The organism is Acinetobacter sp. KB005, from assembly GCF_049949095.1.
Taxonomy (GTDB): domain Bacteria; phylum Pseudomonadota; class Gammaproteobacteria; order Pseudomonadales; family Moraxellaceae; genus Acinetobacter; species Acinetobacter calcoaceticus.
On the sequence record NZ_CP188191.1, the window covers coordinates 205,928 to 229,137 of the forward strand.

Consider the following 23,210-nt stretch of genomic DNA (forward strand, 5'->3'; position numbering starts at 1 on the left):
CAATTTAAAGTGAACATCAAAGAGACTGAAGGATTCAATATGAGTCGCGATACGATTAGCATCCACTTCGTGAATGCGGCTTTGACAGGCGTAAAACGCCTTGGCATGGATGTCGAGACGTTACTTTCACATGTGGGTATCGAAGCGGAACTATTACGTCAACCTAAAGCTCGAATCTCGCCAGAACAATACACTCGTTTTATAAAAATGTTGTGGATGGTCACACAAGATGAACACGTTGGTTTTGATGTACAGCCACGTCGTTTGGGCACTTTTGCCATTATGTGTCAGTTGATTATTCATGCAAAAACCTTGGGCCAAGCCCTTGAACTCTCATCTCAATTTTACAAATTATTCGGTGATGAATGGTCTGTAAGCCTAGAGCGTGACAAACATGAAGCACGTTTAGTTCCACTCATTCCAAAAACATTAGATCCGGACCATTTCATTACTGAAAGTATGTTAATGATTTGGCATGGTTTGGCATCTTGGCTGATTGAACGTCGCTTACCTTTAGAACGTGTTCATTTTAGCTATCCACGTCCTGCTCATGCAGATGAATATGATGCATTATTTTTTGCACCAGTCATGCAGTTTGATGCACCACGTACTGAAATTACTTTTGCAGCCGATTATCTTGACTTACCAATCCGCCAAGATGAAAAAACGTTAGAAGAGTTCTTAAAAGCAGCTCCTGCTCAGCTTTTAGTAAAATTCAAAAACACCAACTCGCTGACTTCTCGTATTCGTGACGTACTCAAAAGTCAGATTGGTGAAGAAATGCCAACGCTTAATGACGTTGCATCAATGTTGTACTTGTCTCCTCAAACCTTACGCCGCCGCTTGGCTGCTGAAGGTAAAAGCTACCAAGGCGTGAAAGATGCCCTACGCCGAGATGCTGCTATTCATTTGTTACTCAACCCAGAATTAACACTTGAAGATGTTGCACAACAAGTTGGCTTTAGTGAAACCAGTACTTTCCACCGCGCATTTAAAAAGTGGACTGGTGTGACTCCTGGCTTATATCGCCAGCTACACGGTTACCATTAATTCTTTAATCTATTTAAGTTTCACATTTAGCCCAAGTTCAACTTGGGCTTTTTTGTATCTCTATTGGCAAAAATCATCACCTGACTGGTGCGCTTATCGTCATTGCACTCGCTATTAAAACCAGTACACTCAAAACACAAATAAATTTTAAGCAATAAAAAAGGAACTGTTATGAGCGAGGCTTATATTATTGATGCCATTCGCACACCACGCGGAAAAGGAAAAAAAGACGGCTCTCTTTACGAAGTAAAACCAATTACCTTACTTACCACTTTATTAAACGAATTACAGCAGCGTCATCAACTCGATACGTCTAAAGTCGACGATATTGTTCTGGGCTGTGTAACGCCAATTGGTGACCAAGGCGGTGATATTGCAAAAACAGCCGCCATTGCAGCAGGTTGGAATGATGATGTTGCTGGGGTGCAAATCAATCGTTTTTGTGCTTCAGGTTTAGAAGCAGTTAACATGGCAGCAATGAAAGTTCGCTCAGGCTGGGAAGATTTAGTGGTTGCTGGTGGCGTCGAGTCAATGTCACGCATTCCAATGGGCTCAGATGGCGGGCCGTGGGCGCTAGACCCAGAAACAAATCTTAAATCATCATTTGTTCCACAAGGTGTGGGGGCTGACCTCATTGCAACCTTAGATGGTTATACTCGCGAAGATGTAGACACATTTGCAGTAAATTCTCAGCAAAAAGCTGCAGCAGCTCAGGCAAATGGCTATTTCGATCAATCAGTGGTTCCAGTAAAAGATCACTCGGGTGTGGTGATTTTAGAAAAAGATGAATTTATTAAAGGAAATACGACAGTTGAAGGACTGACTAAACTCAACCCAAGTTTTGAAATGATGGGACAAATGGGTTTTGATGCTGTTGCCTTACAAAAATATCCTGAAGCACAAAAAATCAATCATGTTCATCATGCAGGTAACTCATCTGGTATTGTCGATGGAGCTGCTGTTGTTTTATTGGCTTCTGAAAAAGCGGTGAAAGAACAAAACTTAAAACCACGTGCTAAAGTTTTGGCGACTGCACTGGTCGGGACAGACCCAACGATCATGCTGACTGGCCCTGCTCCTGCTGCACGTAAAGCTTTAGAAAAAGCTGGCCTCACCATTGATGATATTGACCTGTTTGAAGTCAACGAAGCCTTTGCAGCAGTTGTAATGCGTTTTATCAATGAACTCAATGTTCCACCAGAAAAAGTTAACGTAAATGGCGGTGCGATTGCTTTAGGCCATCCATTAGGTGCAACGGGTGCCATGATTTTAGGCACACTACTTGATGAGCTTGAACGTCAAAATAAAAAGCGCGGTTTAGCTACGCTCTGTGTTGGAGGTGGTATGGGTATTGCCACCATTATTGAACGCGTATAAAGATTAGGGATATAAAAGATGAGTGCAATCCAATACGAAAAAAATGCCGATAACATTGTCATTTTAACGCTTGATTCAACAGGTCAATCTGCAAACACCATGAATGCCGAGTTTCGAGACTCGCTTGATGAGGCAACCCAAAAACTAAAAGCAGAAACAGCACTTGCGGGCGTTATTTTCCGCTCAGCCAAAAAAACTTTCTTTGCTGGGGGAGATCTAGATGAGCTTATTCAGGTTCAGCCCGAACATGCCACTGATTTTTTCAACATGGTTGAAAAGTTAAAAGGTCATTTACGTACCATTGAAACTCTAGGTATTCCTGTAGTTGCAGCCTTAAATGGCACAGCGCTTGGTGGCGGTTGGGAAATTGCATTAAGCTGCCATCATCGTATTGCAATGAATGACCCAAAAAGTAAGTTCGGCCTACCTGAAGTCACTTTAGGCCTATTGCCTGGGGGTGGCGGTATTGTCCGCATGGTACGCCTACTTGGCTTACAAAATGCATTTCCTTTCTTAATGGAAGGCAAGCAATTTGGTGTCGATAAAGCAAAATCTTTAGGTCTGATACATGACACTGCTGAAAACGAACAAGAGCTTTTAGATAAAGCGATCGCATGGGTAAAAGCCAATCCCAAGTCTCAACAACCTTTTGATGTGAAGGGTTATAAAATTCCGGGTGGCGATCCAAAGACTCCAGCAGTTGCACAAGTTCTTGCTATTGCCCCAGCCATGTTAAGAGACAAAACCAAAGGTTGTTACCCTGCTCCTGAAGCAATTATGGCAGCAGCAGTCGAAGGCGCTCAGGTCGATGTAGATACCGCTTTACGCATCGAATCTCGTTACTTCACCCAACTCACCACGGGTCAGATCTCTAAAAATATGATCGGCACTTTCTGGCACGGTCTAAATGCAATTAAGTCTGGTGCTAGCCGCCCTGCCGATGTTGCAAAATGGCAAGCCACCAAAGTTGGTGTGTTAGGTGCAGGCATGATGGGTGCTGGTATTGCATATTCAACCGCAATTAAAGGCATTCCTGTTGTACTAAAAGATGTATCTGTTGAAAATGCTGAAAAAGGCAAAGCCTATTCACAGAAACTCCTTGATAAACGCGTTTCTCAAGGCCGTATGACCGCAGAAAAACGTGACCAAGTATTATCCCTCATTACAGCAACTGCCTCAGCACAAGACTTACAAGGCTGTGATCTCATTATTGAAGCAGTATTTGAAAACCAAGAGCTCAAAGCCAAAGTCACTCAAGAAGCTGAACAATATTTAGCTGAAAGTGGAATCTTTGCATCAAATACCTCCACCCTACCAATCACAGGTTTGGCAACGGCGAGTAAAGATGCCCAGAAGTTTATTGGACTACATTTCTTTAGCCCAGTCGACAAAATGCAGTTGGTTGAGATTATTAAAGGTAAAAACACTTCAAGCGACACACTTGCTAAAGCCTACGACTTTGTACAACAAATTGGAAAAACGCCAATTGTTGTCAATGATAGCCGTGGCTTCTTTACCAGTCGTGTATTTGGTACTTTTATTCAAGAAGGTATGCGCTTACTTGCCGAAGGCGTTCATCCAGCCCGTATTGAAATGGCAGCGCTTAAAGCAGGCATGCCTGTAGGTCCCCTCGCTATTCAAGATGAAGTATCTTTAACCTTAACCGAACATGTTGCCAGTGAAGCACGTAAAGCTTTGCAAGCTGAAGGGAAAGATTTGCCTAAGACCTCTGTCGATGAGGTCGTTCATACCATGATTCATGAGTTAAACCGTAAAGGTAAAGCGGCTGGAGCAGGTTTCTATGAATATCCAGAAAATGGTAAAAAGCATCTATGGGAAGGTTTAAACCGCTGGCAAAAAGATCACGACATTTCTGAACAAGATATGATCGATCGCATTCTGTTTGTACAGGCCTTAGATACATTACGCTGCTATGAAGAAGGCGTATTGGAGTCGGTTATTGATGCCAATGTTGGCTCTATCTTTGGTATTGGTTATGCACCTTGGACCGGAGGTGCGATCCAGTTCCTGAATCAATACGGTACTGATAAAGCACAAAAACGAGCTGAAGAATTAGCTGCCAAATATGGTGAACGTTTTACACCTCCAACTTTGCTAAAAACCAAAGCTGAGCAGAAACAAAATATTCAATAACTTAGACTTATTGGATATTTAAAAACTGCATAAACCTTGCCCATATAAATATATTTTATTTATATGGGTTTTTCTTTATGACCTTTAAGATTTCAGCCTCCTGCCTAAATATGCTATAAATAGACTTCATTTTTGTGCTTCTAAAGCACATTCGAGAAATCCTTATGTCCGATAAAAATTCTTCCGAGTCAGCAATTTTAGGTTGGAAATTTGTTCTGATCGTTGGTGTTTTGAGTGCGATTTTCCTTGGCTTTTTCTATTTAGCGATGAGTAATGAACCTGACTATATGCCAGGGGCTCAGCGCAAAGCACAACAAGAGCAAATGCAGCAAAAAGCTGAAAATTCCACAGAGCAACACGCTCAACATAGTGACAACATGTCTGAAATGGATATGAAAGAACATCAGAACTCAACTCAGTAATTAGATATCAAATGACAGATTTTTCCCGTAATGCACTTGTTGTAGAGGGTGGAGGCATGCGTGGTGCCTTTACCAGTGGCGTACTTGATGCTTTTTTACAGCAGCAGTTCAACCCTTTCGATTTATATGTTGGCGTATCATCTGGTTCAACCAACGTTGCAAATTACTTAGCTGGTCAACAAGGCCGCACTTTAACGTTTTACACTGATCACTCCCTCCGTCCTGAATTTATCGATTACAAACGCTTTTTTAAAGGCGGCGATTTACTTGATTTAGAATGGATGTGGGAAGTTGGTGAAAAAGAACATCCACTTGATCAGCAAAGTCTGTTTGCTAAAAATCCTGATTTTTATATGGTGTTGACGCATGCCAAAACAGGTCATGCTGAATATCTTCGTGCTGGTAAAGATAATTTGCTAAATGCACTTCGTGCGTCTAGCTCAATTCCAGTTTTAACGCGTCATCCCGTCGATATTATGGGTGAACCATACTTTGATGGCGGTGTTGCAGATGCCTTACCTGTGCGCTGGACGGCTCAGCAAAGTGATGTCAAAAAACTGTTAGTTTTACGCACTCGCCCAAAAAAGTACTTTAAAGCCAGCAGCAGAGGGGATCAATTCCTCGCGAAATATGCGTTTAAACATCATTATGGTTTTGCAAACAGCTTACGTAGCCGTTGTGCCAGATATAATGCTTCAGTAGATTTTGTCCGCGGTTCTAACTCAGACCAGCAAATTTTAGAAGTTTGCCCGCCACCCCTTAAGAATATGGCAGGTCGTTTAAGTACTAATCCGAAAAAGCTTCGTTATAGCTATGAAGTTGGCTTAGAAACAGGTTTACAAGCCATTGAAAGCTGGAATGCAATGAAATAATGCCAAATTGAGATTTCTAAAAAGAAGTCTCAATTTAACTCTAAAGTCATATCAATATGTGGGATACCACAATCTAGATATTCCTCGCCTTGAACCACAAAGCCCAATGCTTCATAAAACGCAGTCACATAGGTTTGCGCTGAAAGCTTTAGATAAGGTAAGTTCTGCTGGCGCGCATAATCAATAATATGCTGCATTAAAATTTTACCTATACCCTGTTTTCGATAAGGTATTAAAACAGCTACCCGCCCTACGCTATGCTGCGGCAACAAGCGTGCTGTAGCAATTGGTTGCTCACGATCATACACAATAAAGTGTAAAACCATGGCATCCAAATCATCCCATTCATCTTCAGGGGCAATTCCCTGTTCTTGAATAAAAACTTGCTCACGGATGAGCTTGGCATCTTTCTCAAGCTGCTCCCACCCACCCGCTATAATTTTATACATGGGTTAACCTGCTTAACACTTACAACCAATATTCTCGATAGGCAACTGGTCTTGTAATAACAATTCTAGAGTTTGTTTTTTAATACCATACATGTCTTTCAAAGCTTGAATTTGAGCCATGATCTTGGCATCAGGCTGAGTAACATCCTTACGCTTCGTCGCCAAAATCATTTTGTTTTTACTGGTATGTTCAAGCGATACAAACTCAAAAACTTTGGTTTCATAGCCATAAGCTTTTAAAAGTAATGCACGTAATGTATCAGTCAACATTTCAGCTTGCTGACCAGCATGAATTCCAAATTGCAGCATGGGTTGTAACACTTCTGGGCTATGTAATTGTGGGCGCAACTCTTTGTGGCAACATGGAGCACACATAATCATTGATGCATTTAAACGAATGCCGGTATGAATCGCAAAATCGGTAGCAATGTCACAAGCATGCAAGGCAATCATGACGTCCAACTTTTCCGGTTGATAACTACGTACATCACCTTCAAAAAAGTCTAAATGATTGAAATCAACTTTATCTGCAACTTTTTGGCAGAATTCAACCAGATTTGGGCGTAATTCAACGCCGGTAATTAGAGGTGTTTTTTGTTGTTCTTGCAAATAATCATATAAAGCAAAAGTTAAATAGCCTTTACCTGAACCGAAATCGACAATCCGTAACTCTTGCTGAGATGCGTCAATCTGTTCATAGGCACTCGCAAAAATTTCAATAAATTTATTTATCTGTTTCCATTTGCGGGCCATGCTTGGAATGATTTGGCCTTTTTCATCGGTAATACCAAGCTCTTTTAGAAATGCATTGCCCTGCTGTACATAGCGTTGCTTTTCACGATCATGCGTCTGAACCGTTTGTGTCGCATTTACAGCCTGCTTTTTACCTATATTTAATAGGGCTTTTTTCTTATTTTTTTTAAGTTGGATTTCTTGAGTAGTTGAAAATAAGTTCGCTTGCTTACACTGCACTAAAAGCGCTGCAATCTGTTCTAAGCCCTCTTCAAATGAATAATTTTTGGTCACATCTTGGGTTGTATAGTGATATAAAGCCGAAAGCTGTTTTTGTCCATGTAACTCTACAACACGGAAAGTGATTTTTTCCAGTTGTTCCAACTCTCCTTTATATTGGCTCAAAATCAAACGCTCAAAAGTCTGCTCATCAAGCATTTGTTTGATTTCATAAAAGAATTGCTGTTCTTGCTCAAAGGAGAAAACCGACACGGATATACCTAAAAAATGAAGACTCATATGAAATAGAAGTTTAAAGGGTCTAGGATTAAAAATAAAATAACTTTACGACTGTTTTGTATTTCTATACATTTGTATTTTTAATCAAAAAATTAAACTATGAGTAAATCTGTGCTGGAAACATACGATCCTAAAGAAGAACTACTTAACGCCTACAGCCATGGAGCTGGTGTCGTTATGGCAGTTATTGCTTCTATCTTTTTAATTATGAAGGGATCTTATCTTCCAACTGCTCAGTGGGTGGGTTTATGGGTATACTCATTTAGTCTGATTCTGGTTTTCACGAGTTCAACACTCTATCACTTTGCCCAAACACAAAATCTACGTTACTGGTACAAGAAACTAGATCACACTGCGATTTATTATTTAATTGCGGGGACATACACCCCTTTCTTAAGCATCGCGATTCCTACACAAAAAGCCCATATTCTGCTTATTGCACTCTGGAGCATTGCTGCAATTGGTACACTTTTCAAGTTAGTTTTTATTCATCGTTTTCAAAAAATTTCTTTACTTGCCTATATTGTAATGGGATGGCTTGCTGTTTTTGTAATGGATGATATGCGTACTTATTTGAGTAAAGACGCATTGATTTTCTTGATTATTGGCGGGTTAGCTTATACGGTTGGAGCATTGTTTTACGCGTTAAAAAAGGTAAGATATACCCATGCGATCTGGCACATTTTTGTGCTTTTAGGTGCAGGAGCACACTTTCTTGCGATCTATTGGTACATTGTTTAGTTCATTTTTCACTCTTATTCAGTGATCCTGAAAGAGTCATGGATGATGTTCTTTCACGCTATTCTTTGAGAAAAATATGTCTTTAAAAAGAATAGTAAATTAAAAATAAATTTTAACTGATATAAGGTCTTATATGGAGTCAACTTCTGCGACTGCTGCTCCGGCAGTAGCCACTAATTCAAAAGCGCGGGTTTTGTTTGCAAGCTTAGTCGGTACAACCATTGAGTTCTTCGACTTTTATATCTATGCAACAGCTGCCGTTATTATTTTTCCTCACCTGTTTTTCCCTGCTAGTAGTGGCAGCGCCGCAGTATTACAATCTTTAGCAACCTTCGCCATTGCCTTTATTGCCCGCCCTATCGGTGCAGCATTATTCGGTCATTTAGGAGACCGTATTGGTCGTAAAGCCACTCTAGTTGCAGCTTTGCTCACCATGGGTATTTCAACAGTCTGTATTGGTTTACTTCCAACCTATGCACAAATTGGTCTTGCCGCGCCTTTACTATTAGCTGTATGTCGTCTAGGGCAAGGCTTAGGTTTAGGTGGTGAATGGAGCGGTGCTGTATTACTTGCGACAGAGAATGCACCTGAAGGTAAACGCGCATGGTATGGCATGTTCCCACAGTTGGGGGCTCCAATTGGCTTTATTTTAGCAACAGGTTCATTTTTATTATTGGGTGCAGCCATTCCTGAGCAGGCATTCATGCAATGGGGCTGGCGTATTCCCTTTATTGCAAGTGCTGTATTAGTGATCGTTGGCTTATATATCCGTTTAAAACTCCATGAGACTCCAGCATTTCAAAAGGTCTTGGATAAGCAAAAAGAAGTCAATATTCCATTTAAAGAAGTCTTAACTAAACATACAGGCAAGCTTGTACTTGGTACGATTGCAGCAATCTGTACTTTTGTTGTGTTCTATCTTACAACCGTATTTGCCTTAAACTGGGCAACCACTAAATTAGGCTATGCACGCGGTGAGTTCTTGGAACTTCAACTCTTTGCCACACTGTGCTTTGCTGCGTTTATTCCATTATCGGCTATTTTTGCAGAAAAATTTGGACGCAAAGCCACTTCGATTGGTGTTTGTATTGCTGCTGCGATTTTCGGTTTGTTCTTCTCTAGCATGTTAGAGTCTGGAAATACGTTAATTGTTTTTCTTTTCTTGTGTACAGGCTTGTCGATTATGGGCTTGACCTATGGTCCAATTGGTACCGTTCTTTCCGAACTTTTCCCAACTTCTGTTCGTTATACAGGTTCAGCGTTAACGTTTAACTTGGCAGGTATTTTTGGTGCATCTTTTGCTCCACTTATTGCCACTAAACTTGCTGAAACTTATGGTTTATATGCGGTTGGTTATTATCTTACTGCGGCATCCCTTCTATCACTCATCGCTTTCTTATTCATTCGTGAAACGAAAAATGATGATGTGAATAATCAGATCTAAAAACTAGAAATTCTTATATAAAAAAGCCGGTTCATCATTGACCGGCTTTTTTTACAGTTACAGCTTAATTTATTGTTGTCGGATTTGCAGGAGCACTCATATTACTTGCTGCAACTGCCGCTGGGCCTGCTACCGCCGCTTCTCCAATTAAAGCCACTTTTGCTTTTTCTTGGCTCTTCGTAGATAAAGCTGGGTTAGTCGCCACAATACGATTAATATTGGCTGAGTTTGCCGGAGCAATCGCAGTGGTTTGTAAAATAATTGGGCGATTAGCTGTGTTACCCAACGTATAGCGAATACCTGTGCGAGGGCTAATCACTGTTGTATTTTCTTGCTTCACTACAGCTTGAGCCGAAGTTGGGCCTTTTGCTGCAAGTACTTTGTCAACCGTTGTCGTTTGAGGGGCTGAAGCTGCTTCTGCTGCGAAAACAAAACTAGGCACAGCAAGAACAGTTAAAAATAAAGGTTGTAATACTTTTTTCATTGTCTTTCCAACATACACTCTGGATGAGAAGTAAATAGCATTTAATGCTTAAAACTGCAAACATTATTCACAGGCTTACTACAAACGTAAAAAAAGCAGAACAATTGTTCTGCTTTTTTTGTGAAGGCAGATTAGATCTTACCGTGACACTGCTTATATTTTAATCCAGAACCACATGGACATGGCGCATTGCGGCTTTCTGGAACAGGGAAAGCTTGCTGATCGGCAGACTCGTTCATGGTTTCTTGAGAAAGTGTAACTTCACCCGTTAAACCATCTACATCGTCATGCTCAAAAGAAAGCTTCATCGATTCAGCTTGCTGCTGCTGTTGAGCTTCCATTTCTGCAAGTTCTTCTGGTGTTGGGATATGTACACGAGATAAATCAGTCACAACATCAGTTTTAATAATACCGAGCATATTTACAAACAGGTTGAAAGCTTCTTTCTTGTATTCCTGTTCAGGATTTTTTTGCGCATAGCCACGTAAGTGAATACCTTGACGCAAATAATCCATTGCAGCTAAGTGATCTTTCCAATGACGATCAAGAGAGTTTAAAACGAAGTGACGTTCAAGCATTGCTGCTGATTCATCACCCATTTGAGCACGGCGTTGACGATAACGTTCAATCACTTCATCACTAATTCGCTCAACTAAACCTTCTTCATCCAGACGGCGATCTTGATCTAACCATTCCTGAATTGGCAACTCAATGCCCAAATCAATACGTAAAGCATTTTCTAAACCTTCAACATCCCACTGGTCATGAATTGACTCAGGTGGAATAAAGTTAGCAATCACGCCTTTCATCACTTCATGATGCATTTCTTCAACGTATTCTTTTAAAGTATTTTCAGCTAACACTTCATCACGTTGTGAATAAATGATCTTACGTTGTTCATTATTCACATCATCGTATTTCAATAAGTTTTTACGAATATCAAAGTTACGAGCTTCAACTTTACGCTGAGCGTTCTCAATTGAACGACTCACCATTTTGTGTTCAATCGCTTCATTTTCTTGTAGACCCATCGCACGCATCATTCCGACTACGCGGTCACCTGCGAAAATACGCATAAGGTCATCTTCAAGAGACAAATAGAAACGAGAAACACCAGGGTCACCCTGACGGCCTGCACGACCACGTAACTGGTTATCAATACGACGTGATTCATGGCGTTCAGAACCAATGATGTGCAAACCACCTGATTGCAATACATCTTCATGGTCTTGTTCCCATTGTGCTTTCAGACGTGCTTCATCTTCAGCAGTAGGGTTTTCAAGTTTGGCAAGTTTCGCTTTCCAGTTACCACCCAAGATAATGTCTGTACCACGACCAGCCATGTTCGTTGCAATCGTTACTGCATTCGGGCTACCCGCTTGAGCAATAATGTCAGCTTCACGCTCATGTTGTTTTGCATTCAACACTTCGTGATGAATACCAGCTTGCATTAACTTAGAAGATAAAATTTCACTAGCTTCAATGGTCGCTGTACCAATAAGAATCGGTGCCACACCTTGCTCACGAATATTCGTAATTTCTTGAATAATCGCGTCATATTTACCGTTACGGTTTAAATAAATTAAATCGTTTTGGTCATTACGTACCATTGGGCGGTGAGTTGGAATAATCACAACATCAAGGCCATAAATTTCTTTCATTTCCGCAGCTTCAGTATCAGCAGTACCTGTCATACCTGAAAGCTTTTTATATAGACGGAAATAGTTCTGGAATGTTGTGGTCGCTAAAGTCTGGTTTTCAGGCTGAATTTCCAAACCTTCTTTTGCTTCAACTGCTTGATGCAAACCTTCTGACCAACGACGGCCCGGCATTGTACGGCCAGTATGTTCATCAACAATCACGACTTCGCCATCATGAATAATATAGTGAACATCGCGTTGGAATAAGAAATGTGCACGGATAGCAGCAGACACATGATGAACAAGGCTTAGATTCGTTGCTGAATATAAGCTTTCACCTTCAGCCAACAAGCCCATCTGAATGAGTTCTTGTTCAACAGTTTCATAACCAATTTCAGTCATTTCAACTGAACGCTGTTTTTCATCAATCCAGAAATGCCCACCATCTGCAACTTTTTCTTCTTTTTGCGGACGTAATCTAGGGGGAATCGTATTGATTGCAGCATAAAGATGTGAAGAGTCTTCACTTTGACCAGAAATAATTAATGGTGTACGTGCTTCATCAATCAAGATTGAGTCAACTTCATCGATAATGGCATAGTGCAAGCCACGTTGTTTCTTTTCTGCTAAAGAAAACACCATGTTGTCACGTAAGTAGTCAAAACCGAATTCGTTATTGGTACCATAAGTAATATCAGCAAGATAAGCTTCCGCTTTTTCAGACGGACCTTGCATTGAATAGATCGTACCAATAGATAAACCCAAAAATTCAAATAATGGGCGGTTCAACTCAGCATCACGCTGTGCCAAATAATCGTTTACAGTAATGACATGAACGCCTTCGCCACTTAATGCGTTTAAATAACACGCCAAAGTACCCATAAGGGTTTTACCTTCACCGGTACGCATTTCAGCAATCTTACCTTCATGTAAGGTAATACCACCAATAAGCTGAACATCATAGTGACGCATGCCCATTACACGTTTGGCAGCTTCACGACACACTGCAAACGCTTCTGGAAGTAATTTATCTAAACTTTCGCCATTATTATAACGTTGTTTGAATTCTGGAGTTTTTGCAGATAAGTCTGCATCGCTTAAAGCTGATATCGTCGGCTCGAGCGCATTGATTTGCTCAACAATTTTGCGCATGCGTTTGAGTTCGCGCTCATTTTTTGTACCGAAGATACCTCCGATCAGACTTGCCAACATGGATAAACTCTCTAAATCTTGCTTGGTCAAATGAATAAACTTTTTCTCAGTCGTTTATTATGGTGCCAGAAATTTGAAGTACAAGGGTTTTGCACAAAACCCCTAAAAAAAATCTGATAGTTAGACGAATGGTTTTATCATTCGCCTAGTCCCCCGTAATGTGCCTTGCACCTAAAAACGTAACATTAACGCTCATCTATTAAGCATAACTTCCGAGAAATCTAATTTAGCAAATTTACCTTAAAGTTACATTGATTAAGCACATAAAATAGTGAGTTTTAGTCATATATATTTACACTTATATAAAAAACTCATAATAAAATACAAAAACAATAATTTTAATCATAAAGATAATGCTGCATATTCATGAGATCGAATAACAAATTATGAGCAATTGAGGAACGATCATGACACTACGATTAGGAGATACAGCCCCCGATTTTCAACAAGAATCGAGTGAAGGCACAATTAATTTTTATGATTTTCTAGGGGATAGTTGGGGAATTTTATTTTCACATCCAGCCGACTATACGCCCGTATGTACAACAGAGTTAGGTTACACAGCAAAATTAAAAGATGAATTTACGAAGCGTAATGTTAAAGCGATTGCTTTGTCAGTAGATGATGTAGAGTCTCATAAGGGATGGATCAATGACATTAACGAAACACAAAATACGACTGTAAATTTTCCAATCATTGCAGATAAAGACCGCAAAGTCTCTGAGCTATATGGTTTCATCCATCCAAATGCCAGTGAAACACTGACAGTACGTTCATTAGTGATTATTGATCCGAATAAAAAAGTTCGCTTAATCATTACCTACCCTGCTTCAACAGGCCGAAATTTTAATGAAGTCTTACGTGTTGTTGACTCATTACAATTAACTGACAAGCATAAAGTAGCGACACCTGCGAACTGGCAGCAAGGTGAAGATGTCGTTATTGTGCCATCACTTAAAGATGAAGAAGAAATTAAACAGCGCTTCCCTAAAGGCTATACAGCGGTTAAGCCTTATTTACGCTTAACACCACAGCCTGAGCAAGATTAAAGCCTTTAAAAAAGGCTTTAATCGAAGTGCGTAGGCAAGCATTTGAAACTTTTCGAATAAAAACTGACAGCAACACGTATGCAACCAGTTAAAAAGTTCATAACAGAGCATCGGAAATAAGTACCAAATTTTTAGAAAGTCTTAAGTAAATATCACACCCTAAAAAGTCATCCAATGTGATGGCTTTTTATTTATGTATTGAATACACATGGTTTTTACTGCCCAGATCAGTTATAACTCGAAGCGATTCGGTATAAAAAATAAAAATCATGATCTATAAAATTCATCATTTAAAGTGCGGCAGCATGTGCCCAGTTTGTGCCCCACTCTTTGGACAAAAAGGCTTCCGAGCTGAAGTTGTCTGCCATTGCCTGTTGGTTGAAACCGATCGAGGTCTAGTGCTTATTGATACAGGCTTCGGGCTGCAAGATTACCTACATATGAAGCAGCGACTAGGTTCATTAGTCCAACGTTTAGGCAAAATTGAGACTAACCTTGAGTTTAGTGCCATCCAGCAAATCCAAAAGCTCGGGTTTAATCCTAAGGATGTACAACATATTTTTGTCACTCATCTTGATTTTGATCATGCAGGTGGAATTTCAGATTTTCCCCATGCCACAGTTCATGTTTTAGCAGCAGAATATAACGCGGCCCAACTTCCAAATTTTAAAGGCAAACTTCGCTATAGAACCAATCAATATAAAGACCATCGTTACTGGAACTTTGTTGAATATCAGCAAGGTGAAGCATGGTTTAACCTAGAGAAAGTAAAAGGCTTTCCTCTTTTTCAAGATGAAATTTTAATGGTGCCTTTATTGGGTCACTCAGCTGGTCATTGTGGTATTGCCATAAAGCAACAAAATCAATGGTTATTATTTTGTGGAGATGCGTACTACTCACACCTAGAGTTAAACCCTAAAAATAAATTAAGATCACTTAGTTTGCTGGAAAAAACATTTGCAGAAGATAATGAGCAACGTCTTGTTAATCTCAAACGCTTGCAGCATTTAGTTCAACATGAGCCAACGATTGAAATAATTTGTGCTCATGATCCTTATGAGCTTAACCGGTATCAAACATGAAAAAATTATCACTCATCACACTTGCCATCTGTATAAATTTACAGGGATGTATGCAGCATGAAAGTATTGCCCATGAGCAACGACCAAAAGACTGGGGCACTTTAGTCTCTCAGAACCATAACTTTTATCAAATTAGTGATACTGTTTTTCGCAGTGAACAACCCGATGCAACGATGGTTCCGGAGCTAAAACGTCATCAAATAAGTACCATTATTAATTTAAGAGCTAGAGCTTCAGATGATTTAGTTTTTAAAAATGAAAATTTTAACCTTGCACATATTCCTATCAACACTTGGGCAATTGACCGACAAGATCTATTAGAAGTCATGCAACAAATTAAGATTGCCAAACAGAATAATCAACGTGTTTTATTGCACTGCTACCATGGCTCAGACCGTACAGGTGCTAGTGTTGCCATGTATCGCATTATTTTTGAAAATTGGGCAATTGATGATGCGGTTAAAGAAATGAAGGAAGGAGGATACGGTTATCATATTATTTGGAAAAATATTGACCGCCTATTTACACCTGAAAATGTAAAATGGACTCGACAGCAACTGTCGAATTCCAGCAGCTAAAGACTGGATTGCTTTTGTATGCAAACGCGATTATTAGGCAAATAAGTTGGCTCAATCACCAACTTATTTATTGTTTTCATTACTATCAATTACATCAAAAAACATACATTTAAAGATAGATGACCATCAAAAATATGATTTAATTTTATGATTTTCCCAAAGCGGCGTTGCTAAGTAATACCTTCAAAATTTCAGAATCACCACCATCACTGTCTGTCACTAATAAAAAGACTTCGCCATCGGATCTCGACTCGAACCAAGTAATCCCTTCAACCTTGATTGGCAGCGTCTGTCCTTTCGCATCTTGAATCAAATGAGCCACTAAAGCATTACCATCAGGCGAAAACACCAAGATAAAACTTCCCAAAACAATACCGTCATCATAGGTATTGAGTGTTTGTTCGACCGTAGCTGTAGCAACAATCAAATTTTTATCCGCTAAAAAACAAGCATCTGAAATACCACTTGCTGAACCATCAAGCTCAGCTAAGCTCAGTTTGAGCGAATGTATAAGTGCATTTTCTAAGGATTTTCCTGCTTGAATTTTGATTAAATCAAAGACTAAAACCCCATGATGGAGATTTATGTTACCACGTTGAAAGATATAGAGATAACGATGGTCTGAACATATGGCTTCTATATTGAGATCAGCCCCGCCTGTTAATTCAACCTGATGCTGCAAAAAATCATAATCAACCGCATCCAAGAAAGTTCTGATCTGATCATTGGCAGGGTTATAGAGTAATGCTCGTTTTCGATTTTCTGTAGAACCCGAGCCCATCACCAAAAGCTGTGATTGTCCGTTCCAACTTATGGAGGTTAAAGCTTCAAAATCAGGCTTCTGTTCTTTGCTTAATGTACTTAGCGGTATTTGCTCTGAAGGATCAAATAACGGAATTTTTTCAAAGACCGTTGCATCGGCCATGTTCTGGGTTCGATTGATTCTTAATAAATAAGGAAGATTATCACCAACAAAATAAACATCATCCCCCACACAAGCGACTCCAGACAGTGCGCTAATCACGGACTCTTGTGCAAAAACAAATCGTTCTAGTATTTTGATCGTTGTATTCATCTTCAAGATCCCCTATTGAATGGAACACTCCTCACAAGAATAAAGCTTTTGAAGTGTTCCTGATTTGATTTAGGGGATGATCAGCCGTTATCGCTGATCAAGCGGTACCCAGTCAATTACCCAAGCCGATTTCATATTTAAACTTGAATCAGAAGTAATTTTCTTACGGGCTGCATCTGCTGTATCACGGTCTTTCGCTGGTCCAACCATAATACGGATTCCCTTGCTGGTTTGGCTCGTAGTTACCTTGTAGCCTTTAGCTCGTAATTTAGAAACAACTGCATCTGCATTTGCTTGGTTAGCAGCCAATGCAACTTGCACCATCCACTTTTTATCACCATTTTCCAGAAGTTCACGCGCTTTTTCAGCATCAGCTTTTTTATCAGCTTCTGCTTTGCGTTTAGCATCTGATGCTTTCTTATCTGCTTCTGCCTGACGTTTTGCTTCAGCTGCTTTCTTATCTGCTTCTGCTTGGCGTTTTGCTTCAGTTGCTTTTTTATCTGCTTCTGCTTGGCGTTTTGCTTCAGCTACTTTCTTGTCAGCTTCTGCTTGGCGCTTGGCATCAGCCGCTTTTTTATCTGCTTCTGCTTTTGCACTATCTACAGATTTTTTCTTCACGTCAGTTTGTGGACTTTTTACTTTACCATCGCTGCCGACAACTTCCGGCGGAATATTGTCTGAACTTTCTTGAGCAGCTGTACGACGTGCATTAATCGCAGCATATTCGGCAGCTGCTTTACGAGCAGCATCTGCTTCAGCTTGTTGTTGCATGGCTAAAAACTCAGCTGCACGTGCTTCCTGTTCTGCAACAGCCTTTTCACGCGAACGGCGTTGTTCTTCTAGCAAACGCTTTTCTGTTGCAACATCAACCGCTAGAGGTTGTAGTTGTACCATTTGTCCTTCGGTTGCTTGCTTTGGCTTAGTTTGAGTTTTTGGTGATGTGGATGGTTGAACTTCAACCTGCTTTATTTCTTCATTTCCTTTTAGAAGTAATGCTGCCAATAAAACACCACCACCCAGTAAAACAACACCACCCATCCAGCGTTGTTTGTTATTCATTGACATTCTTCCAAATACTCCCAAATCGCTTCTAAAGTATGAAACGAACCACAGGCCAAAATCAGCTGATTGTTATTTGTTTGCTCAAGCGCTGATTTAAATGCCTCTTTGATATTGCCATATTGTTGTACTGTCTGACCTTGCAAGGCATCATTGAGTTGCTGAATCGATGCAGCACGCGGCACATTCAACTCAGCAATTTTCCAATGTAAAACAGTAGGTTTCAATAATTCGACTACTGATTTTATATCTTTATCTGCCAGCATTGAAAATACTGCGACAACTTCTGTGTACTGTTTATTGTATTCTAAGAAATTTCGCAATTGCTTTAACAAAAATTCAACACCATGTGGATTGTGTCCAGCATCAAAAATTACCGTTTTCCCTTCCACTTGACGCTGTTCAAAACGCCCTGCTAAGCGTGCAGCTTGAATACCTTTTTCTAAAGCAGACTGAGAAATTTCAAGTCCGCTATTTAAAATGGCTGCAACCGCCCCCGCAATATTTTCGATGGCTAAACCACCTAAAGGAAGCTTTAAAGTGGTTCCTTCTGAAGCAAAGTACCAGTTTTGCCCATCATCGGCGAGTTTATAAAAATAATCACGATTAACGGTATATAAAATTGCTTGTGTGCTTTCTGCTTTATCTTGAATTGCTTGAGGTAGAAGTTGTTCGCCAGCAAAGACAACCGGAATTTGTGGACGAATAATGCCTGCTTTTTCAAAAGCAATTTTTTCAATGGTATCGCCTAACCAATCGGTATGATCTAGGCCAATATTAGTAATAAGCGCAACATTCGGATCAATTACATTAACAACATCTAAGCGCCCGCCCAAACCGACTTCGAGCACCCATACATCGCATTGTTGTTGTTTAAAAATGATAAAAGCAGCCAAAGTGGTTGCTTCAAAAAAAGATAAGCTTAAATCACAATCGCGACGAGCCTGATCAACTTGAACAAAAGCATCAATCAGACTTTGATCATCGACTTCGACTCCACCTAATTTGACTCGTTCATTAAAGCGATAGATATGGGGTGACTGATATAACCCAACTTTATACCCCTGCTCATTTAATATAGCAGCTAGTGTAGTTGTAGTTGAGCCTTTACCATTCGTTCCGGCTACTGTAAAAACTTTAGCAGTAGGCTGAGTTACGCCCAGCTTTTCTGCCACAGGAATTACACGTTCCAGACCAAGATCTATCCCTGTAACGTGAACATGGCTCCAATAATTGAGCCATGTATCTAAAGAGTCTATTGAAAGTGGAGCTTGTTGATTCAAGGTAAGTTCATCAATTTCGATACAAGTCGAGATACAGTATCACGTAAAGCATGACGATGAACAATCTGATCGATTACGCCATGATCAAGCAAATATTCAGCACGTTGGAATGGCTCTTCCAATGTTTCACGTACAGTTTGTTCAATTACACGTTTACCTGCAAAGCCGATCATCGCTTTCGGTTCAGCAATATGAATATCACCTAACATTGCTAAAGAAGCTGTAACACCGCCATACACCGGGTGTGTTAACACCACGATATAAGGTAAACCTGCATCTTTTAATTTTTGGATCGCCGCTGAAGTACGCGCCATTTGCATAAGTGACAACATGCCTTCTTGCATACGTGCGCCACCAGAAGCTGCGAAACAGATCAATGGTTGACGTTTTGCAATAGCAAGTTCAGCAGCTTGAACAAAACGGTCACCCACTACAGTACCCATAGAGCCGCCCATAAAGTCGAACTCAAAAGCACATGCAATCATATCCACGCCATTTAAATTGCCTTGCATTGCAATTAAAGCTTCTGTTTCACCAGTTTTGCTTTGCGCTTCACGCATACGGTCTGGATATGGTTTAGTGTCGACAAACTTTAATGGATCTTTCGCGCTAAACTCTTGACCCAATTCAGCCACTACATTATCGAAGAACCAATTCAAACGATCACGAGCTTTCATTCGTAAGTGTTCATCACACTGCGGACAAACATACGCATTGAAAGATATTGCTGTACGTGTCACTAGAGCATGACATTCAGGGCATTCAATCGTTGGCTCAGTAAATGTTGCTTTGAGAATTTGTTGCTCATTTGCGACTTCAATACCTGGAACCGGACGTTTTGTCCATGGTGTCGAAGGGCTAAGAACTTTCCCTGATTTCACTTCTTGATTCATACTAACTCATCGAGCGCTGCTCGAAGCTCCTTGACTTTATTCACCGTCTGTTCAACAGCGTCATCCGCTGCCAACGTTGCAAAATTTTTAACGAAAGCACTACCTACAATCACAGCATCAGCAACGCTACCCATTGCTTTTGCTGAAGCGGCATCACTAATACCAAAACCAACACCAACTGGAATATCAGTGGCATTTTTGATTTTCTGAATACGTGCAGCAGCTTCTGCCGTATCTAGTGTTGCTGCTCCTGTTACACCTTTAAGTGAAACATAGTAGATAAATCCACTTGCCTGATTTGCCACATGTTGAATGCGTTGGTCTGTAGATGTTGGCGCGAGCAAGAAGATTTGATCCATGTCATGTTGCTTCAACAAAGCACCAAACTCTTTTGACTCTTCTGGCGGTAAATCCACCAGCAATAAGCCATCTACACCACACTGTTTCGCATGAGAAATAAACTTCTCGTAACCAATCACTTCAACCGGATTCAAATAACCCATTAAAACAACAGGTGTATCCTGATCCTGTTCACGGAACTCCTTTACCATATTGAGAGCATCTAATGTGTTAGTCCCTGCTGCAAGCGCACGTTCAGCTGCAAGCGCAATTACCGGACCATCAGCCATTGGATCTGAAAATGGTAAACCAAGCTCAATGACATCTACTCCTGCCGCAACCATTTTATGCAGTAACGGAACTGTTACTTGCGGTTGTGGATCACCCGCCATAACATAAGATACAAGCGCTTTACGTTGTTGGGACTTAAGCTTTTCAAAACGGGTGGCAAGACGTGACATAGGGTTGTGCTTTCCTTGAATTATTTAAAATTGAGGAGTTGTTTGTAGAAATACAAGAACATCGCATTTTAACGCTATTTTTTGTCCATTGAACAGGTCTAACGTTATGGCGATATTCGATTGTATGATTCATACAACCCATGGCGTACATTTATCAATATTTTGAAACTTTTCTCAATGATCAAAGCTTCCTATTTTCGAGCCATTATTAGATCGTCATCTGAATAGAAAACCATCCAAAAATGCCTATTTCACTGCATTTTTATTGGTTAGCTGTAATTGTCTTTTTCTTGTCAGCAAGGTTTGTCCTGTCAAATTTTTATGAGCCCGTGCAAGTGCTGACTGGTCCGAATATCCCAACTGTTCAGCAATTAAAGTGAGGCTTGCATTTTGGTTGAGTAATATCTCACAACGTCTCATGCGCTCTGCATCTAAAATTAATTTAAATGAAGTGTTTAATGACTGTAGCTGGCGTTGTAAGCTTCGTACTGAAATATTCAACTCGATGGCAATATCTTCTATTTTTGGCGCTTGCTGTCTTTGCTTAAAATATTCATGCACGATCCAATGTATTTGCTGAGCTAAATCTGTTTGTATTTTACGCTGAGCTAACGCCTCTTCTGCCTGTTTCACTAAAAGTTGCATTAAGGTCGGGTCTGCATGTTGAGGGCGAATACTTAGTCCCTCACTTGCAAAAGTTAATGCATAGTAAGGTTTTCCAAATGATAATTTGCATTGAAAGAAACGCTGATAGTGCACTAACGGACCACGTGCGCTGTGCACAAACTCAACTTGTTGCAAGAGAAAATCATGCAGTGGGGCTATTTGTTTAGCAAGTTGTACCATAGCTGCCAAGGTCAATTCACAAAGTATGATATTACTGTCATCAACCAATGGCCAATACAAACGAATTTTAGAAGCATCTTGCTCGATTTGCATAGGCACGACTTGCTCACCGTCAATCACCAGACGGTGAAACTTCATGATATATTCAAGAACCTCTGCAAAGCTACCACTTCGGGATGCCATATATCCCAATACACCAAAATTGGCAGGTGTAATACAAGTCGCCATTTCCAAAGCTAAATTGGAAACTTGTAATCGAGATTCGGTCAGCTCTAAAAGCTCAAGAAAAAAAGTTAAAGGTGATTGAGCATCGATAGATGCAGATAAAATGTTTTGAACTTGGCGAACTTGAACATCTGTTAGATTTAATGCCTGCCAGTCCATCCCCTTTTCTTTTAAGTAAGTATTCCAAAGGTAAAAATAACCATTTGAAATCGTAAACTCCTGCATGGCGCATCCTTTTTTTACTGCCACCTTGTCGTAAACTGTATAAAAATTGGCAATAACTGTCAAAACAAAGCCGACCAGTCGCGACATACTAATGAACATGTTAGATGCGAGAAATAAAAATATGAACGCACATGTTTCTTATCAGGTCGAGCCAGTGGTTCGTAAAGATCTAGATTTTCATTTAAACGAAGCACCTCGCTTTTGGTTTAATAATGATCCTTTTTTGACTCGTATGTTCGATGCACTCAGCTTAACCTTTCCAGATGGAGAGCGTTATTTTATCGAATGTGTTCGTATGTTCCGTGACAAAATTGATGATCCAGAACTACAAAGACGAGTTGTGGACTTTATTAAACAAGAAGCCCAACACGGTATTGCTCATGACAAAATGAATCAGATCATGAAAGAGCAAGGCATGCCCGTTGACCAGTTCACAACCACCCTCAAAAGGATTTTCCGTTTTGAACTGACAAAACGCTCACCTCAATACAACATTGCCATGACTGCTGCTGCCGAACATTTAACAGCTTTAATGGCAGAGACGTTTTATAGCAACAAAAAAACATTGGAAAATGCGCATCCGTATGTTCGAGCGCTGTTTGCTTGGCATGCCATTGAAGAGATGGAGCATCGTGATGTTGCTTTTGATGTCATGAAACAAGTCGGGGAAGTGCCTGAGTCAACACGTCGCTTTGTATTAGTGGCTACAACAGTATTAATGTTTGGTTTTACGCTTTATCGCACCAATGTCATGTTGAAATGTGATGGTTTTAGTTCTAGAGAAAGACTCTTAATGAGCCTTAAGGGTTTACCTTGGTTCTTTGGCAAAAATGGCACATTAACCGCCATGAAAAGCCAATATCTGGACTGGTTTAAAAAAGATTTTCATCCAAGTCAGCATCCGGTAATTCGTCAATATCCTGTTTGGATTGAAACACTCGAAAAGACAAATGACCCAATTGCAGCTGGTGAAGCATTCTGGCAAGCAGGTTTATAACC

21 protein-coding genes are annotated in these 23,210 nt (G+C 40.3%); 11 read left to right on the plus strand and 10 right to left on the minus strand.

What is annotated here, in order from left to right:
• Window positions 1-39 precede the first annotated feature (39 nt).
• From ACPF64_RS01020 to ACPF64_RS01040, 5 genes are all read left to right on the plus strand, one after another.
• Window positions 40-1,050 carry an AraC family transcriptional regulator gene (locus tag ACPF64_RS01020; protein WP_004638954.1) on the plus strand — a complete coding sequence of 337 codons (1,011 nt, stop codon included), beginning with the start codon at window positions 40-42 and terminating at the stop codon, window positions 1,048-1,050.
• Window positions 1,051-1,221: 171 nt separating this feature from the next.
• Window positions 1,222-2,427 (plus strand): acetyl-CoA C-acetyltransferase, encoded by a 1,206-nt coding sequence (locus tag ACPF64_RS01025; RefSeq protein ID WP_426455249.1) that lies wholly within the window; start codon window positions 1,222-1,224, stop codon window positions 2,425-2,427.
• A gap of 18 nt (window positions 2,428-2,445) precedes the next feature.
• On the plus strand, window positions 2,446-4,581 hold the full coding sequence (locus ACPF64_RS01030) for a 3-hydroxyacyl-CoA dehydrogenase NAD-binding domain-containing protein (protein ID WP_426455251.1): 2,136 nt from the start codon (window positions 2,446-2,448) through the stop codon (window positions 4,579-4,581).
• 164 nt (window positions 4,582-4,745) lie between these two features.
• A complete protein-coding gene (locus ACPF64_RS01035) occupies window positions 4,746-5,003 on the plus strand; it encodes a hypothetical protein (protein ID WP_004638947.1) in 258 nt (85 codons plus the stop codon).
• Between the two features lie 11 nt (window positions 5,004-5,014).
• A complete protein-coding gene (locus ACPF64_RS01040) occupies window positions 5,015-5,875 on the plus strand; it encodes a patatin-like phospholipase family protein (RefSeq protein ID WP_426455254.1) in 861 nt (286 codons plus the stop codon).
• A gap of 29 nt (window positions 5,876-5,904) precedes the next feature.
• Here the strand turns inward: ACPF64_RS01040 and ACPF64_RS01045 are convergent, their stop codons facing one another.
• Window positions 5,905-6,324: a GNAT family N-acetyltransferase gene (locus ACPF64_RS01045; protein ID WP_426455256.1), complete on the minus strand. Its 420-nt coding sequence runs from the start codon at window positions 6,322-6,324 to the stop codon at window positions 5,905-5,907.
• A 12-nt stretch (window positions 6,325-6,336) separates the two neighbouring features.
• Window positions 6,337-7,548, minus strand: a complete 1,212-nt coding sequence (locus ACPF64_RS01050; protein WP_281832779.1) for a class I SAM-dependent methyltransferase — start codon at window positions 7,546-7,548, stop codon at window positions 6,337-6,339.
• A gap of 126 nt (window positions 7,549-7,674) precedes the next feature.
• Between ACPF64_RS01050 and trhA the strand changes: the two genes are divergently transcribed.
• A complete protein-coding gene (trhA, locus tag ACPF64_RS01055; RefSeq protein ID WP_003655229.1) occupies window positions 7,675-8,316 on the plus strand; it encodes a PAQR family membrane homeostasis protein TrhA in 642 nt (213 codons plus the stop codon).
• A gap of 133 nt (window positions 8,317-8,449) precedes the next feature.
• Complete coding sequence (locus ACPF64_RS01060; protein WP_080027750.1) at window positions 8,450-9,760, plus strand: MFS transporter; 1,311 nt, start codon at window positions 8,450-8,452, stop codon at window positions 9,758-9,760.
• A 64-nt stretch (window positions 9,761-9,824) separates the two neighbouring features.
• Here the strand turns inward: ACPF64_RS01060 and ACPF64_RS01065 are convergent, their stop codons facing one another.
• The gene (locus tag ACPF64_RS01065) at window positions 9,825-10,244 is read right to left on the minus strand and encodes a hypothetical protein (RefSeq protein WP_056483463.1); all 420 of its coding nucleotides are present in this window, start codon (window positions 10,242-10,244) and stop codon (window positions 9,825-9,827) included.
• A 131-nt stretch (window positions 10,245-10,375) separates the two neighbouring features.
• Window positions 10,376-13,096 (minus strand): preprotein translocase subunit SecA, encoded by a 2,721-nt coding sequence (gene secA, locus ACPF64_RS01070; protein WP_005036220.1) that lies wholly within the window; start codon window positions 13,094-13,096, stop codon window positions 10,376-10,378.
• A 407-nt stretch (window positions 13,097-13,503) separates the two neighbouring features.
• On the opposite strand from secA, the gene ACPF64_RS01075 reads away from it, so the two are divergent.
• The 3 genes from ACPF64_RS01075 (at window position 13,504) to ACPF64_RS01085 (ending at window position 15,805) form a co-directional block, all read left to right on the plus strand.
• Entirely contained in the window at window positions 13,504-14,145 is a 642-nt protein-coding gene (locus tag ACPF64_RS01075) for a peroxiredoxin (protein WP_002116558.1), read from the plus strand.
• 269 nt (window positions 14,146-14,414) lie between these two features.
• Window positions 14,415-15,227 carry an MBL fold metallo-hydrolase gene (locus ACPF64_RS01080; RefSeq protein WP_205468548.1) on the plus strand — a complete coding sequence of 271 codons (813 nt, stop codon included), beginning with the start codon at window positions 14,415-14,417 and terminating at the stop codon, window positions 15,225-15,227.
• Window positions 15,224-15,805 (plus strand): dual specificity protein phosphatase family protein, encoded by a 582-nt coding sequence (locus ACPF64_RS01085; RefSeq protein ID WP_205468547.1) that lies wholly within the window; start codon window positions 15,224-15,226, stop codon window positions 15,803-15,805. Before ACPF64_RS01080 ends, ACPF64_RS01085 begins: the two co-directional genes overlap by 4 nt.
• 145 nt (window positions 15,806-15,950) lie before the next feature.
• Here the strand turns inward: ACPF64_RS01085 and ACPF64_RS01090 are convergent, their stop codons facing one another.
• The 6 genes from ACPF64_RS01090 to ACPF64_RS01115 form a co-directional block, all read right to left on the minus strand.
• A complete protein-coding gene (locus ACPF64_RS01090; RefSeq protein WP_205468546.1) occupies window positions 15,951-16,880 on the minus strand; it encodes a DUF6929 family protein in 930 nt (309 codons plus the stop codon).
• Window positions 16,881-16,967: 87 nt separating this feature from the next.
• Window positions 16,968-17,945, minus strand: a complete 978-nt coding sequence (locus ACPF64_RS01095) for an SPOR domain-containing protein (protein WP_426455258.1) — start codon at window positions 17,943-17,945, stop codon at window positions 16,968-16,970.
• Entirely contained in the window at window positions 17,936-19,222 is a 1,287-nt protein-coding gene (folC, locus tag ACPF64_RS01100; protein WP_426455259.1) for a bifunctional tetrahydrofolate synthase/dihydrofolate synthase, read from the minus strand. Before folC ends, ACPF64_RS01095 begins: the two co-directional genes overlap by 10 nt.
• Window positions 19,219-20,115, minus strand: a complete 897-nt coding sequence (gene accD, locus ACPF64_RS01105) for an acetyl-CoA carboxylase, carboxyltransferase subunit beta (protein ID WP_426455260.1) — start codon at window positions 20,113-20,115, stop codon at window positions 19,219-19,221. The genes folC and accD overlap by 4 nt, the downstream gene beginning before the upstream one ends.
• Window positions 20,112-20,915, minus strand: coding sequence for a tryptophan synthase subunit alpha (gene trpA, locus ACPF64_RS01110; RefSeq protein ID WP_005036203.1), 804 nt, complete (start codon window positions 20,913-20,915; stop codon window positions 20,112-20,114). The genes accD and trpA overlap by 4 nt, the downstream gene beginning before the upstream one ends.
• Window positions 20,916-21,161: 246 nt before the next feature.
• Window positions 21,162-22,211: an AraC family transcriptional regulator gene (locus ACPF64_RS01115; RefSeq protein ID WP_004638919.1), complete on the minus strand. Its 1,050-nt coding sequence runs from the start codon at window positions 22,209-22,211 to the stop codon at window positions 21,162-21,164.
• Window positions 22,212-22,332: 121 nt separating this feature from the next.
• Between ACPF64_RS01115 and ACPF64_RS01120 the strand changes: the two genes are divergently transcribed.
• On the plus strand, window positions 22,333-23,208 hold the full coding sequence (locus ACPF64_RS01120; protein ID WP_426455261.1) for a metal-dependent hydrolase: 876 nt from the start codon (window positions 22,333-22,335) through the stop codon (window positions 23,206-23,208).
• Window positions 23,209-23,210 lie beyond the last annotated feature (2 nt).